Source organism: Diaphorobacter sp. JS3050 (assembly GCF_013154915.1).
GTDB lineage: Bacteria > Pseudomonadota > Gammaproteobacteria > Burkholderiales > Burkholderiaceae_C > Diaphorobacter > Diaphorobacter nitroreducens.
Genome location: NZ_CP053553.1, coordinates 2,190,054 through 2,204,745 on the forward strand (window position 1 = coordinate 2,190,054; position 14,692 = coordinate 2,204,745).

Sequence of the window (14,692 nt, forward strand, 5' to 3'; positions counted from 1 at the left end):
CCTTTGCAGGGTATGCCGGCCGGCCCATCAGAGGGCGTCCGCAGCGTGCACGTGGACGACACGCTGCTGGTGCTGGAGAAACCCTCGGGATTGCTGTGCGTGCCCGGACGGGGGCCCGACAAACAGGATGCCTTGAGTACGCGTGCCCAGGCGCTGTGGCCCGACGCGCTCATCGTGCACCGGCTGGACCAGCCCACGTCGGGACTTGTGCTCATGGCGCGGGGCGCCGCGATGCAGCGGGCCCTCAGCCACAGCTTCGCCCAGCGGCTGGTGCACAAGCGCTACCGCGCCGTGGTGGCGGGCCGCATGCCGCCGCCCGACCCTGCGCACGCGGACGGCTGGGGCGAGATCGCGCTGCCCATCGCGGCGGACTGGGAACGCCGTCCGCTGCGCGTGGTGGATGCCACGCACGGCCAGCCCAGCCTCACGCGCTGGCGCGTGCTGGCGCACGACGCCGCCGGCGACACCACCTCCGTGGAGCTGGAACCCGTCACCGGTCGCACGCACCAGCTGCGCGTGCACCTGGCGGCACTGGGCCACCCCATCCTGGGCGACCAGCTCTATGCCGATGCGTCGGTACAAGCCCGCGCACCGCGCCTGTTGCTGCACGCCTGCGTGCTGGAGTTCGCGCACCCGCTGCAGGGTGGCTGGTGCGCGTTTGCCTCGGCACCGCCGTTTTGATCGCCGCGTGCGTGGCCGTTACCATGCCCGCATGACGCAACACCTCTACATCCTCACCGGCGGCTCGCGCGGCATGGGCCTGGCCATGGCACACCAGTTGCTGAAACCCGGCAACACGCTGATCAGCCTGGCGCGCAGCACCTCTGCGCCGTTGTCCACGGCCGTGCCGCAGGGCGCGACGCTGGAGCAATGGAGCGTGGACCTGGCCCAGCCTGCGCAGGCCGCTCAGCGCCTGCGCGAATGGCTGGCCACGCAGCCTGCCAGCCGATACGCCAGCGCCACGCTGATCAACAACGCCGGCGTGATCCCCCGCATCGCGCCGCTGTCGGCATGCGCCAGCCCGCAGGACATGGCCGAGCTGTCCAACGCGCTGCGCGTGGGACTGGAGGCGCCGATGCTGCTGACGGCCGCCTTCCTGGGCGCGACCGAAGGCTGGGCTGCACCGCCCCACTCCGTGGCGCGCAGGGTGCTGAACATCTCTTCGGGGCTGGGGCGTCGCGCCATGGCGTCGCAGTCGGGCTACTGCGCGGCCAAGGCCGGCATGGACCATTTCACGCGGTGCCTGGCGCTGGACGAAGCCGCCAAGCCCCACGGCGCCAAGGTATGCTCGCTGGCTCCCGGTGTGATCGACACCGACATGCAGATCCAGCTGCGCGGCGCCAACCCGGCCGACTTTCCGGATGTGCAGAACTTCGCCGCCCTCAAGACGGGCGGCATGCTCACCTCGCCAGACGCCGCGGCTGCCCGCGTGCTCGCCTGGCTGCAGCGTACAGACTTCGGCGCCAACCCCGTGGCCGACGTGCGCGAGGCCTGATGCCGTGCCCCGGCGCAGTGCAACCATTACTATGCATTTTGTAGCTGCTAGCGCTTATCCAATAAGCGCTAGAGCCTAATTTGATTCAAAACCATTACAGGAGAAAACCATGTCCCGTGACGTCGTCGTAGTCAGTGCCGTGCGCACCGCCATTGGCACCTTTGGCGGTAGCCTGAAGGACGTTCCGCCCACCGAGCTGGGCGCGCTTGTGGTGCGCGCGTCGCTGGCTCGCGCGCAAGTGGACGGCAAGGACGTCGGCCATGTGGTGTTTGGCCACGTGGTGAACACCGAGCCCAAGGACATGTACCTCTCGCGCGTGGCGGCCATCCAGGGCGGCTGCGCCGAGGGCACGCCCGCGTTCAACGTGAACCGCCTGTGCGGCTCGGGCTTGCAGGCCATCGTGTCGGCCGCACAGACCATCCAGCTGGGCGATGCCGACGTGGCCATCGGCGGCGGCGCGGAGGTGATGAGCCGCGCACCCTACGCGAGCCTCGCCAGCCGCTGGGGCGCGCGCATGGGCGACTTCAAGATGATCGACATGATGATCGGCGCCCTGCACGACCCCTTCCACAACATCCACATGGGCGTGACTGCCGAGAACATCGCCGCCAAGTGGGGCATCACGCGCGAAGACCAGGACCGCCTGGCCGTGGAGAGCCACAACCGTGCCGAGCGTGCCACGGCAGCGGGCTACTTCAAGGACCAGATCGTCCCGGTCACCCTCAAGAGCAAGAAGGGCGAGGTGCAATACGCCACCGACGAGCACTTCCGCGCCGGCGCGACACTGGACGACATGGCCAAGCTCAAGCCCGTGTTTGCGAAAGACAACGGCACGGTGACGGCGGGCAATGCCTCGGGCATCAACGATGCGGCTGCCGCTGTGGTGCTGATGGATGCCAAGGCAGCGCAGGCCCGTGGCGCAAAGCCTTTGGCGCGCTTGGTGGCCTACGCCCATGCGGGCGTGGACCCGAAGTACATGGGCATCGGCCCCGTGCCCGCGACGCAGTTGGCGCTCAAGAAGGCAGGCCTCACGGTCAACGACCTGGACGTGATCGAGGCCAACGAGGCCTTTGCCGCGCAGGCCTGCGCCGTCACGCGCGACCTGGGCCTGGACCCGGCCAAGGTCAACCCCAACGGGTCGGGCATTTCGCTGGGCCATCCCATCGGCGCCACCGGTGCGCTGATCACCGTGAAGGCACTGCACGAACTGCAGCGCATCCAGGGCCGGTACGCGCTGGTGACCATGTGCATCGGCGGTGGGCAAGGCATCGCGGCCATTTTCGAGCGCCTCTGAGACGCCTCGCCCCGCCCCGCCATCGCCGATGGCGATGGCATGCGCGCGCTTCGGCACGGTGCGGCCCACGATGGCTGGGCCATCATCCAGGCGGGCGCGCGCCAGATGCGCCATGTTCCATACCAGGTTCTCCAGGAGACTTTTTCCCCATGCTTCGTCGACATATCCTTTCTCTTGCCACCCTCGCCTGTGCATTGGGCGCTATGCCCGCCCATGCCCAGACCAGTGCACCCGCTGCCGGCGCCTATCCCGCCAAGCCCATCCGTTTGATCGTGCCCTTCCCGCCCGGCGGCGGCACCGACATCCTGGCCCGCCTGGTCGCCGCCAAGCTGACGGAAGCCAACAAATGGACCGTGGTGGCCGACAACAAGCCGGGGGCTGGCGGCACCATCGGCATTACCGAGGCGGTGAAGGCCGCTCCCACAGGCTATGACATCGTCATGGGCCAGAAGGACAACCTGGTCATCGGCCCCTGGCTGTACAAGAACCTGCCGTGGGACCCCACCAAGGACCTGACGGCCGTGGCCCACGTGGCGTACACGCCCGTGGTCATCGCCACGAGTGTCAACTCCAAGTACAAATCTTTGGCCGACGTGGTGGCGGCCGCCAAGGCCGCGCCGGGCACCGTCACTTATGGCTCGCCCGGCAACGGCACCTCCATTCACCTGGCGGGCGACCTGTTCGAGAAAGCTGCCGGCATCAAGCTGAGCCACGTGCCCTACAAAGGCTCCAACCCGGCACTCATGGATGCTTTGGCCGGCAATGTGGAACTGCTGGTTTCGTCGCTGCCCTCGGCCATGGGTCAGATCAAGGCGGGCAAGCTGCGCCCGTTGGCGGTCACCTCGGCCAAGCGCAGTTCGTCGCTGCCCGACGTGCCCACGGTGGCCGAGTCCGGCTTCAAGGGCTTTGACGTGAGCACCTGGTACGGCGTGCTGGCGCCGGCAGGCACGCCGCCAGCCGTGGTGAACACGCTCAACGCGGAAGTCAACAAGCTGCTCGCCACCGCGGACATGAAGGCTGCCATCCAGGCGCAAGGCGCAGAGCCGCAGGCCATGTCGCCGGAACAGTTCTCGACCCTGCTCAAAAACGAATACGGGCAGTGGAAGGGTATCGTGGAAGCCTCGGGTGCACGGATTGAGTAACCTGTGCTCGCAGCGCCCCGTTCCGTGACCGGGGCGCGAAAAGACAACGGCTCGCGTTGCGAGCCGTTTTCATGTGTGGCGACGTACGCCCCGGGTCAATCCCGCACGACCAGCACCGGCACGTGGGCCACGCCCAGCACGCGCTGTGTGACGCTGCCCAACACCAATTTTTCCAGCCCGCGGCGACCGTGCGATCCCATCACGATGAGGTCCGCGCCCGTGCTCTCGACGGCGCGCTGGATGCCGTCGTGGATCGCATGCCCCTCGCCTACCATGGTGTTGACGCTGGCCACCCCTGCCTGGGTGACAGCGGCCTTGGCGGCGTCCAGGGCCGTGTTCGCCTCGGCCGTCGCGGCACTGAGGTATTGCGCCTGGCCGTAGGCGAAATCGGCGCCCACCCCCGTGAAGGGATAAGGGTCGATCACGTACAGCGCCGTCACGGCGCTGCCGAAGGTCTTGGCCAGCGCTGCCGCCTTGGCCACGGCCTTCATGGACGTCTCCGAGCCATCGACGGGAATCAGAATGTGCTTGAACATGGAACCTCCTTTTGGTTAGGGTGGCAGGCCTGGAAGGCCCGCAACAACAACGAGTGTGATGCGTACGCGGCCTTCAAGGCTTGATTCGCATCAATTATTGGGACGCATCCCCTTGAAAGCCACCGCCCCGGCAGGTAACCACCAGGGTATCGCGCCAGCCGCCATCTTCGGTGGGCTGGATGGGTGTGGTTTCATGGATCATGCGCGCATCGTCCAGCAGCATGACGGACCAGGGCTCGCTCAAGGTAAACCGCTGTCCATTCGGGCCCGTGGCTTCGAAGATGCGGGTCTCTCCACCCTTGATGCCCTGGCGGCTTACCAGGAACACCGCCACCAGGTCCACGCCGTCGCGGTGCGCGCCTTCGGGTGTCGGACGGCCGATGCCGCCCTCGGTGTCAATGCGGAACTGATGTGCTTCGATGTAGCAGGGTTGAGACGGCTGCCCGCACATCGCTTGCGAGAGGCCCGCAGCCGCCTGCATGAGTTGCCGCCACACCGGTCGAGCCACCGTTTCGTCACGCATGGGCGCAAACCAGCGCTGCAGCCCTCCGTGCAGCGCGTTGTACTCCACCGGCTGCCAGTGCGCGCGGTGCGGTGCTTGTTTCACGGCGGGGCCCTCGACAATGAAGCAGGAGTGGCGCCGCCTGCGGTACCGGCCTCCGTCCTTGAGGTAGTCATCCGGGGGCAGATCCGACCAGTCGGCCGCCAGGGCCTGCAAATCGTTCAAGGCACATCCCACCCATGTTGCTGTGTCCCGGGGTTGCAGCACCGCATAACCCCGGTCACGCAACTGCGCGACGACCTGTGAGGGCGGTGTATAGGGAGGGGAGAACGTCACATGTGCCATAGGCACACAAGCTTAAGGCAACACCGCCGAGCACACGCAGTGTTGGCTCGAAAACTTCGGGAGGGAAATGCCTCCCTCGAAAAGCCTGAGCCCTCATCGTGCTGCGGCCATCAGATGCCAGGCTTCACGCCTGCCTCAGCGATCACCGCGCCCGTGGCCTCGGCCGTTGCCGTTGCCTTTTCCATTCCCACGGCCGCGATGGTCATCATCCCGGTCGCGGCCGTTCCAGTGGCCGCGGCCATCGTCAAACGAACGGCCATCGAACCGGTCGCGGTCATCGCGGAATTTGCCGGGCCGGCGCGGGGGCTCCTTCACGAAATACACGGGTTGACCGCAAGCAGAGTAGCGCGCGCAGTGCTTGGACCAGTTCTTGGCATGGCCCGGCGGCACATACATATAGATGGGCGAACGGGGAACATACACCGCGGGAGGAGCGATCACCACCGGCTGCGGGTACAGCAGCGCAGGCGCGCTGTTGCCGATATCCACGCGGCCATAGACGCCGGGAGCGATTTGCCCACCCACCGTGGCGTTGATGTAGGTCTGGGCTGCTACGCCACCGGCGAAGGCTGCCACGGCCAAGGCCATGGCCAAACCACGGGCCAGTTGGAGGGTTGAGGAGAGTGAGTGAGGCTCGCGGTTTTTCATGGTGATTGCTGATGCCGAAAACAAACTGGTGGAATGCACGGCCATTTGTAACTGCACAAATGGGAAAAAGGCGCAGATACTCTCTGAAAGATGTAAGCAATAGCGTATTCGCCACGGTAATGCGCCTGGTGCTTGTCGGTGGATCTACGCTGCACAGGTTTTCTTATCAGCGACAATGATCCATTGAGACCGGCAATGCGCTCCGTTGGAACCATTGCAGAGAAACAAAGCTGCGCCACTGTGTGCGCAGTAAGTGGACAAGATGAACATCGTAATACTCGACGATTACCAGGACGCCGTGCGCAAGCTGCATTGCGCGGCACGGTTGGACCCCTACTCCGCAAAGGTCTACACGAACACCGTCAAGGGGTTGGGGCAGCTATCGGTGCGCTTGCGGGACGCAGATATCATCGTGCTGATCCGCGATCGCACGCAGATCACGCGGCAGTTGGTGGAGAAGCTGCCGCGGCTCAAGCTCATCGCGCAGACGGGGCGGGTAGGCTCGCACATCGACCTCGCCGCCTGCACCGAGCACGGCATCGCCGTGGCCGAGGGCGTGAGCTCGCCCGTGGCGCCCGCGGAGCTGACCTGGGCGCTCATCATGGCCGCCATGCGCCGCCTGCCCCAGTACATCGCCAACCTCAAGCATGGCGCCTGGCAGCAATCGGGACTGCGCACCGCCTCGATGCCGCCCAACTTCGGGCTGGGCTGCATACTGCGCGGTAAGACCCTGGGCATCTGGGGCTATGGCCGCATCGGGCAGATCGTCGCCGGATACGGCCGCGCGTTCGGCATGAACGTCCGCGTTTGGGGCCGGGAGGCGTCGCGTGCACAGGCGCTCAGCGACGGGCTGCAGGTGGCCGCGACGCGGGCGGAGTTCTTTTCGCAATGCGACGTGGTGTCGCTGCACATCCGGCTCACGGACGAGACGCGCGGCCTCGTGACGCTCGACGACCTGTCGTGTATGAAGCCGACGGCGCTGCTCGTGAACACCTCGCGCGCGGAGCTCATAGAACCCGACGCGCTGATCGCCGGGCTCAACCGCGGGCGCCCCGGCATGGCCGCCGTGGATGTCTTCGAGAGCGAGCCCATCCTGCAAGGGCACGCCCTCCTGCGGCTGGAGAACTGCATCTGCACCCCCCATATCGGCTATGTGGAGCAGGACAGCTACGAGCTTTATTTCGGTTCCGCCTTCGACAATGTCGTGAATTACATTAAGGGAACGCCCACCAACATCGTCAATCCGGGAGCCCTGCAGGTACGCCGCTGAAAGCGTGCGTGCAGGCATGCAAAAGGGGCTTCATCGAAGCCCCTTTTGCATCCAGGCAGCACCGCATGTGCCGCCTGGCGGATACGCCGGTCAGTTCAGCGGCGCCTTCTTGCCATCCTTGTACACGTACAGCGTGATGGCGGGGTTCACGAGCTCGCCATTCGGCTCGAACTTGATATTGGCCGTCACGCCCTTGTAGTTGGACTTGAGCAGTTCGGGGATGTACACCTTCGGGTCCCACGAGCCAGCGCGCTTCATGGCATCGACGAGCAGCATGGTGGCGTCGTACTTGTAGGGGCTGTAGAGCACGTACTGGCCGGGGTACTTGGCGTCATAGCGCTTCTTCCACTCCAGGCCGCCAGGCATCTTGGCGAGCGACGCGCCGCCCTCGGCACAGATGACGTTGCCGATCGTCTTGGCGCCCGCCGCGAGTCTGGGCAGCTCGGTGGTGCAGATGCCGTCGCCGCCGAAGTACTTGACGTTGGCCATGCCAAGCTGCTCCATCTGGCGCAGCATGGGACCTGCCTGCGGGTCCATGCCGCCGAAGAAGACGCCGTCGGGGTTCTTGGCCTTGATGGCCGTGAGGATGGCCATGAAGTCTGTGGCCTTGTCCGTGGTGAACTGCTCGTCGACCACCTTGATGCCCTTCTCGGTCGCCGCGCGCTTGAACACGTTGGCAACACCCTGGCCATAGGCCGTGCGGTCATCGACCACGGCCACGCTCTTGAGCTTGAGCGTTTCCGCCGCATACATCGCAAGGCCCACGCCCAGCGCGTTGTCGTTGGCGATGATGCGGAACGTGGTCTTGTAGCCGGGCTTGGTCAGGCTGGGGTTGGTGGCCGCGCCCGTGACGTGGGGAATACCGCAGTCGTTGTAGACCTTGGAGGCGGGAATGGTGGTGCCGGAATTCAGGTGGCCCACGACGCCTGCGACCTTGGCGTCGCACAGCTTCTGCGCGGCCGCGGTGCCCTGCTTGGGGTCGGACGCATCGTCCTCGTTGACCAGTTCCAGCTTGACTTTCTTGCCGCCGATGACCACGCCCTGGGCGTTCATGTCGTCGATCGCCATGCGCACGCCGTTTTCGATGTCCTTGCCATAGTGCGCCTGCGGACCGGACATCGGGGCGACGTTGCCGATCTTCACCACCGTCACGTCCTGGGCGGCAGCCATGCCGGCAACTGCTGCGATCGCGGCGGCTACGGTCAGCTTCAATTTCAGTTGCATGTAGGTCTCCAATTTCAGAAAAAACGCTGGAAACAATGAACCAGCGGCTAGGAACTTATCGTAATGGGAACATGAGAAGTCTCCCAACGAAACGACACCCGTGAATACCCGATCACGGGGTCAAACGGCGTCGTGGTCGCCGGCCAACTCTTGCGCCAGCGCCTCATAGACAGCATGCCGCACCACCGTTTCGACCTCTGCGCGCAGGCGGGGCACCAGGAATCGCGTTTGCTCCTGCACGACCTGCGCGATCGCCTTGCGCAGATGTTGATCGAGCACCATATCCACACGCTGCATGACGCGGTGCACCATGTATTCCTCGAAGTGCCGCGGCTGGCCATCGTCCACCACGCGATCCGGCAAGGATGGAGATGCAGGCGACGCCTGTAAAGCTTGCGCCTGGGCCTGCGGGGGGGCAGGCGCAGGCTCCAACTGCACTACCACCGGCGGCCCCTCGGCGGGCATGTGCACCACGTCGGTGAGCGTAGGCACGAATCTCGGCGGTGTCTTGTGTGGTCCGGCCATCATGACCCCTCTCGTAGTACCAGGTCGTGGCGGACGATGTCGTAGCCATGCGCCGCGTAGTGGCGCCAGCGATCGCGGGCCCGGCTGCGGTCCTCCTGGTCGGATTGGCTCACCACCTCCACCAGCTTGGCGAACTGCGCAAACCCTTCGGGAACCGTGTCTCCCACATTCACCAGCAGGTCGCGATGGCCGCAGGCGCTCGGATCCGTGGCCAGCACGACGGGGGACAGCTGCAGCATCTCGGCGCCCGCATCTTCGAGGCAATGGGCAACGAAATCGGTAGGCCCCAAGGCCCATAGCATGCGGTCGAGCCGCCGCAGATCCTGCGCGGCTCCCGTAATCACCACATGCACGTCATGGCGCGTCGCCTTGCGCGCCAGGCGGCAGACATAGGCCAGCTTGTCTGGCGCATTGAAATGAAACGCCACTTCGGTCATGCCTGCGGCACCTGCGGGCGCGCCCATCACGCCACCCGCGTACGCCTGGGAGAAATCGCCTTGCGCCTGGCTGCAGGCGCAGATGCCGTTGCCAGCAGGTAATGCAGCAACAGCCCCACGGGCCGGCCTGTCGCTCCCTTGGCGGCCCCGCTCTTCCAGGCGGTGCCGGCAATATCCAGATGGGCCCAGGGAATGTCCCCCACAAAACTTTGGAGGAACTTGGCCGCCGTGATGGCGCCGCCTGCGCGCCCGGCCACATTGGCCAGGTCGGCAAAATTGCTCTTGAGCCCCTCGGCATATTCGTCGTCGAGCGGCATGCGCCAGCAGGGGTCGAGCGCGGCATCGCCTGCCGATAGGAGCTGTTCCGCCAACAGGTCATCGGAGGCAAACAGTCCGCTGCGCAGGCCACCAAGCGCCACCACACAAGCGCCTGTCAATGTGGCAATGTCCACCACGGCGGCTGGCTTGAAGCGTGCCGCGTAGGTCAGCGCGTCGCACAGGACCAAACGCCCTTCTGCGTCTGTGTTGAGGATTTCGATGGTCTGGCCGCTCATGCTCGTCACGACATCGCCGGGCTTGACCGCTTTGCCATCGGGCATGTTTTCGCACGCGGGAATGAGGCCCACCACGTTGATCGCCGGCCGGAGTTCCGCCAGCGCCCGGAACACGCCCAGGACGCTCGCCGCCCCGCCCATGTCGAACTTCATCTCGTCCATCTCCGCCGCGGGCTTCAGCGAGATCCCCCCGGTGTCGAACGTGATGCCCTTGCCCACCAGCACCACGGGAGCCTGCGTGCGGGCCGCGCCGTTGTAGCGCAATTCCACCAGGCGAAGCGGCTGGTCGGACCCTTGAGCCACCGCCAGAAACGCCCCCATGCCCAGCTTGGCCACCTCGGCAGGGCCCAGCACCTGGCACTGGACGCCGGGGTATTTCGCAAGCGTCTTGGCGGCATTGGCCACCAGCGTGGGGGTCGCATGGTTGGCAGGGCGATTGGCCCACTCGCGCGCAAACTCTACACCGGCCGCCACGGCCGTGGCCGTGGCGAACTCCGGCTGCACCGCACCCGCATCGGGCACGCCCAGGGTGACACGCAGCAAGGCACGCGGCTCAGCCTTGGTTTTGGTGGCCGTATAGACATAGCTCCCATCGGCCACCGCACGCACCGCAGCGCCGATGGCGCCCCGCTGGGCCGAGGTTCCAAACACCAGCGCCATGCGCTTGACCGACGGCAACTTGAACGAGGGGGATAAGGCTTGCATGGCCTGGCGCACCGCATGTGCATCGGCCGCACCGCACCCCAGCAGCACAACCCGGCGCGCCGCAACACCGGCGGGGGCGTAGCACTGCAGGAGCTTGCCCGGCTTCACCTCCAGATCGCCTTGCTTGAGCGCATGCTCAACCATGGTCGACAGCACGTCGCTGCCCGGCAGGAAGCCTTCAGGCACCAACACCACCAGCAGGTCGCATTTGTGCGCAGCAGCGGCAGCCAGCGAAAGCGTCTTCAGTTCGAAGTTCATAATCAGCGTTTTCCTTCGAGCCAATGTTATTCGATTCATCCATTCGCAAGGAGCTGGCCCGCACCTTCGGCGCGACCCTGGTGGTTCTGGTCACCGTCGTGATGACCATGATGCTGATCCGTACGCTGGGCCAGGCATCCCGGGGCAGCGTGAACCCTTCCGACGTGATGCTGGTCATGGGTTTCACGGTGCTGGGACAACTGCCCACCATCCTCAGCCTGAGCCTGTTCGTCACGGTGGTGGGGGCGCTGTCGCGCATGTACCGCGACAGCGAGATGGTCATCTGGTTTTCGGCAGGGCGCGGACTGATGAGCCTGCTGGCACCGCTGTTCCGGTTTTCCTGGCCCGTCATGCTGACCATCGCCGCGCTGTCGCTCGTGGTCTGGCCCTGGGCCAACCGGCAGATCCAGGAGCTCAAGACGCAATACGAGCAGCGCAGCGACGTGGACCGTATCGCGCCCGGGGAATTCCAGGAATCCTCCAATGGCTCACGCGTGTTCTTCATTGACAAGGACGCACCGGATGCCAACTCGGCCAGCAACGTTTTCATTGCCACCAACGAACCCAACCGCGAAACCGTCACCTCCGCGCAAAGCGCGCGCCTGGAGATCCGCAATGGCGAACGCATGGCGCTGTTGAGCAACGGGCAGCGGCTGGAGACGCTGCGGGACAAGCCGGGCCTGCGCGTCAGTGAATTTGCCGAGTACGGCACGCTTGTGGGTGGCGGATCGCAGAACGACCCCGAGGCGGCCTCCATCAAGACCCGCGACACCTGGGAGCTGGTTAGCGACCCGCAGCCGCGCCACCAGGCGGAACTGGGCTGGCGCATCGGCATGGCGCTGGCCGCGTTGAACTTCGTCGTCCTGGGCCTGGCGGTGGCCGTCGTCAACCCGCGGGCGGGGCGCAGCACCAGCCTGGTGTTCGCACTGTTCGCCTTCGTCGTGTACTACAACTTCATGACCGTTGGACAGACATGGATCGGCGTGGGCAGGCTGGGCTTGCTACCGTTCATGCTGATGCTGCACGGCGGTACCCTGGCCCTGGGCCTGCTGCTCCTCGCCGCGCGCCACAACCACTGGTCGCTGCGCAGCCTGCTGGGCAGGAGGACGGCATGAAAACCATCCGCCGCTTCATCTACCGCGAAGTCGTCGTGGGTGTGGCCTTCGTCACCCTCGCCTTCCTCGCGCTGTTCTTCTTCTTCGACATGGTGGACGAGCTACGCTGGGTGGGCCGCGCGGGCGCCAATGGCTACCAGCTCTCGCACGCGCTGCTGTTCGTGGCGCTGAGCCTGCCGCAGCACCTCTACGAACTGCTGCCCATCACCGTGCTGATCGGCACCATCTTCGTGATGGCACGGTTGGCGCAGAGTTCGGAGTTCACCATCATGCGCACCAGTGGGCTGGGACCCTGGCGGGCGCTGAGCACGCTGCTGATGCTCGGCTGCGCGTTCGTCATGGTCACAGTCATCGTCGGGGACTACATTGCCCCGGCGAGCGAAAAAGCGGCCTCTCTCGTGAAAGCCCGCCGGCTGGGCCAGATCAGCACTGGCGCCACGGGCGCATGGCTGAAGGAGCGCCAGGGCGACCATTCGATCGCTGTGAATGTGCGTGCCGTGGACCCCAATGGCGCCATGCGCGGCGTGCGGGTGTTCGAGTTCGATGCGCGCGGACGCGTCGCCGCTACCATCCAGGCGGAACAGGCCACCTTCGACGACGCCCGCGATGCGTGGAATCTGCAGCAGGTCGAGCGCACCCTTTTTGAGGCCGAGGCCGATGGCGGCATGCGCGTGTCGCGCCTGCAAGAGCCCACGTTGCGTTGGCCCACACGCATCAGCCCCGACATGGTGGCCGCGTCGCTGCTCAAGCCGGACAAGATGGCGACGATCGAACTGTTCCGCTTCGTACGCCACCTGGAGGCCAACGGCCAGTCGGCACAGCGCTACGAGATCGAGTTCTGGCGCAAGGTCTTCTACCCCTTGAGCTGCCTGGTGATGGTAGTGCTCTCCCTGCCCTTCGCCTACCTGCATTTCCGCTCGGGGGGCATTGCGGGCTATGTGTTCGGCGGGGTGATGGCGGGCATCAGCTTCTTCCTGCTGAACAATGTGTTCGGCTTCGCGGGCAATCTGCAGAACTGGTCGCCTTGGCTGACCGCGGCCGCGCCGGGCCTGATCTATTCCGTGCTTTCACTGGCAGCGTTTGGATGGCTGGTATTGAGGCGCTAGACCCACCGCAGTAGACCCATGACGAACCCTAGTACCAACGGCATCGTGCTGTTCGCACACGGCTCCCGCGACCCCCTGTGGCGCCTGCCCATGGAGGCGGTGCTCGCGCGCATGCGCGCCGAGCAGCCCGCGCTGGAAGTGCGCTGCGCCTACCTGGAGCTGTGCGCGCCCGACCTGCCTTCAACGGTTGCCGCGATGGCGGCGCAGGGCATCACCCAGGTGGGCATCGTGCCCATGTTCCTCGGCACCGGGCGGCATGCGCGCGAAGATCTCCCCCGCATGGTCGAGGAGCTGTCCCAGGCGTTTCCACAGATGCGCCTGCACCTCAGCCCTCCCATCGGCGAGGACGAACGCATGACGGCCCTGATGGCGCGCATTGCCGCCGAAGTATTGGTGCCGTAACGATATCTGCACCTTTCGCGCCCGCCGTTAGATTGATGCAGCATAATGATGCGACTTCTTAGCCGCATTTCAATATGAATCTGCACCAGTTTCGCTTCGTTCAAGAGGCGGCGCGCCGCAACCTCAACCTCACCGAGGCCGCCAAGGCACTGCACACCTCGCAGCCGGGGGTATCCAAGGCGATCATTGAGCTGGAGGACGAGTTGGGCGTGGACATCTTCGCGCGCCACGGCAAGCGGCTCAAGCGCGTGACCGAGCCCGGCCAGCACGTGCTCAAGAGCATCGAACTCATCATGCGCGAGGTGGGCAACCTCAAACGCATCGGCGAGCAGTACAGCGCCCAGGACAGCGGCACCCTCGCCATTGCCACCACCCACACCCAGGCGCGTTATGTGCTGCCCGTACCGGTGGCCAAGCTGCGCGAGGCGTATCCCAAGGTCAACATCAGCCTGCACCAGGCCACGCCTCACGAGGTGGCGCGCATGGTGATCGACGAAGTGGCCGAGATCGGCATGGCCACGGAGTCGCTGGCGGAGTATCCCGACCTCGTCACCCTGCCCTGCTACGAGTGGCAGCACGTCCTGGTGCTGCCACCCAGCCATCCGCTGGCGCAAAAGGAGCGCGTGGGACTGGAGGACATCGCGCACGAGTCGCTCATCACCTACCACCCCTCATTCACCGGGCGCGGCAAGATCGACCAGGCCTTCGCCACCCGCAAGCTGCAGCCGCGCATCGTGCTGGAGGCCATCGACTCCGACGTGATCAAGACCTACGTGCGCCTGGGGCTGGGCATCGGCATCGTGGCGGAGATGGCGATGCGCGACGACCCGCTGGGCGACCTCGTCGTGCGCCCCGTCGGCCATCTGTTCGGTCAGAGCGTGGCGCGCGTGGCTTTCAAGCGCGGCGCCTACCTGCGCAACTTCGTCTACAAGTTCGCCGAGCTGCTGAGCGACCGCCTGAGCCGCGACCTGATCGCCCGCGCCATGACCGGGCACGTCAACGACTATGAGCTGTGATGCGCCCTGAGCCGCTTTGAGGCTTCCCGCATGGGGACGACGCCAGCGGCCTGGGCAAGCCCGCCCCAAGACCCGTGTTCGCAAAGCATGCGGCCGTCGGAACGCCACGCGTTGCGCC

The 14,692-nt window shown here is 65.6% G+C and carries 16 protein-coding genes; 9 read left to right on the forward strand and 7 right to left on the reverse strand.

All coding sequences use genetic code 11. The features are described 5' to 3' along the window. Positions 1-12: 12 nt before the first annotated feature. The 4 genes from HND92_RS10575 (at position 13) to HND92_RS10590 (ending at position 3,931) form a co-directional block, all read left to right on the forward strand. Positions 13-681, forward strand: coding sequence for an RluA family pseudouridine synthase (locus tag HND92_RS10575; protein ID WP_172209259.1), 669 nt, complete (start codon positions 13-15; stop codon positions 679-681). 31 nt (positions 682-712) lie between these two features. Continuing rightward, positions 713-1,495 carry an SDR family NAD(P)-dependent oxidoreductase gene (locus HND92_RS10580; RefSeq protein WP_172206938.1) on the forward strand — a complete coding sequence of 261 codons (783 nt, stop codon included), beginning with the start codon at positions 713-715 and terminating at the stop codon, positions 1,493-1,495. 109 nt (positions 1,496-1,604) lie between these two features. Then, positions 1,605-2,789: a beta-ketothiolase BktB gene (bktB, locus tag HND92_RS10585; protein ID WP_011805180.1), complete on the forward strand. Its 1,185-nt coding sequence runs from the start codon at positions 1,605-1,607 to the stop codon at positions 2,787-2,789. Positions 2,790-2,938: 149 nt separating this feature from the next. Then, positions 2,939-3,931: a tripartite tricarboxylate transporter substrate binding protein gene (locus tag HND92_RS10590; protein WP_011805179.1), complete on the forward strand. Its 993-nt coding sequence runs from the start codon at positions 2,939-2,941 to the stop codon at positions 3,929-3,931. A 95-nt stretch (positions 3,932-4,026) separates the two neighbouring features. Here the strand turns inward: HND92_RS10590 and HND92_RS10595 are convergent, their stop codons facing one another. From HND92_RS10595 to HND92_RS10605, 3 genes are all read right to left on the reverse strand, one after another. Next, positions 4,027-4,467, reverse strand: coding sequence for a universal stress protein (locus HND92_RS10595; protein ID WP_015913273.1), 441 nt, complete (start codon positions 4,465-4,467; stop codon positions 4,027-4,029). A 94-nt stretch (positions 4,468-4,561) separates the two neighbouring features. Next, the gene (locus tag HND92_RS10600) at positions 4,562-5,314 is read right to left on the reverse strand and encodes a 2OG-Fe dioxygenase family protein (protein WP_123675797.1); all 753 of its coding nucleotides are present in this window, start codon (positions 5,312-5,314) and stop codon (positions 4,562-4,564) included. 135 nt (positions 5,315-5,449) lie between these two features. Beyond that, entirely contained in the window at positions 5,450-5,962 is a 513-nt protein-coding gene (locus HND92_RS10605) for a hypothetical protein (RefSeq protein ID WP_172209261.1), read from the reverse strand. Positions 5,963-6,224: 262 nt separating this feature from the next. Here HND92_RS10605 and HND92_RS10610 point away from each other — a divergent pair, with 262 nt between their 5' ends. Further along, positions 6,225-7,232 (forward strand): D-2-hydroxyacid dehydrogenase family protein, encoded by a 1,008-nt coding sequence (locus HND92_RS10610; RefSeq protein ID WP_172206939.1) that lies wholly within the window; start codon positions 6,225-6,227, stop codon positions 7,230-7,232. 90 nt (positions 7,233-7,322) lie between these two features. On the opposite strand, the gene HND92_RS10615 is transcribed toward HND92_RS10610, so the two are convergent. The 4 genes from HND92_RS10615 to HND92_RS10630 all read right to left on the reverse strand — a co-directional run bounded on the left by HND92_RS10615 (position 7,323) and on the right by HND92_RS10630 (position 10,935). Continuing rightward, the gene (locus tag HND92_RS10615) at positions 7,323-8,456 is read right to left on the reverse strand and encodes a branched-chain amino acid ABC transporter substrate-binding protein (RefSeq protein ID WP_172206940.1); all 1,134 of its coding nucleotides are present in this window, start codon (positions 8,454-8,456) and stop codon (positions 7,323-7,325) included. 120 nt (positions 8,457-8,576) lie between these two features. Next, positions 8,577-8,981, reverse strand: coding sequence for a hypothetical protein (locus tag HND92_RS10620; protein ID WP_172209263.1), 405 nt, complete (start codon positions 8,979-8,981; stop codon positions 8,577-8,579). Continuing rightward, on the reverse strand, positions 8,981-9,418 hold the full coding sequence (locus HND92_RS10625) for a DNA polymerase III subunit chi (protein ID WP_172206941.1): 438 nt from the start codon (positions 9,416-9,418) through the stop codon (positions 8,981-8,983). Before HND92_RS10625 ends, HND92_RS10620 begins: the two co-directional genes overlap by 1 nt. A 26-nt stretch (positions 9,419-9,444) precedes the next feature. Continuing rightward, positions 9,445-10,935 (reverse strand): leucyl aminopeptidase, encoded by a 1,491-nt coding sequence (locus HND92_RS10630; protein ID WP_172209265.1) that lies wholly within the window; start codon positions 10,933-10,935, stop codon positions 9,445-9,447. Positions 10,936-10,958: 23 nt separating this feature from the next. Here HND92_RS10630 and lptF point away from each other — a divergent pair, with 23 nt between their 5' ends. The 4 genes from lptF (at position 10,959) to HND92_RS10650 (ending at position 14,574) form a co-directional block, all read left to right on the forward strand. Continuing rightward, positions 10,959-12,050 (forward strand): LPS export ABC transporter permease LptF, encoded by a 1,092-nt coding sequence (gene lptF, locus HND92_RS10635; protein WP_172206942.1) that lies wholly within the window; start codon positions 10,959-10,961, stop codon positions 12,048-12,050. Then, positions 12,047-13,156 (forward strand): LPS export ABC transporter permease LptG, encoded by a 1,110-nt coding sequence (gene lptG, locus HND92_RS10640; RefSeq protein WP_015913265.1) that lies wholly within the window; start codon positions 12,047-12,049, stop codon positions 13,154-13,156. The genes lptF and lptG overlap by 4 nt, the downstream gene beginning before the upstream one ends. Positions 13,157-13,174: 18 nt before the next feature. Further along, complete coding sequence (locus tag HND92_RS10645) at positions 13,175-13,558, forward strand: sirohydrochlorin chelatase (protein WP_011805168.1); 384 nt, start codon at positions 13,175-13,177, stop codon at positions 13,556-13,558. Positions 13,559-13,632: 74 nt separating this feature from the next. Next, on the forward strand, positions 13,633-14,574 hold the full coding sequence (locus HND92_RS10650; RefSeq protein WP_047351197.1) for a CysB family HTH-type transcriptional regulator: 942 nt from the start codon (positions 13,633-13,635) through the stop codon (positions 14,572-14,574). The last annotated feature ends 118 nt before the right edge of the window (positions 14,575-14,692 follow it).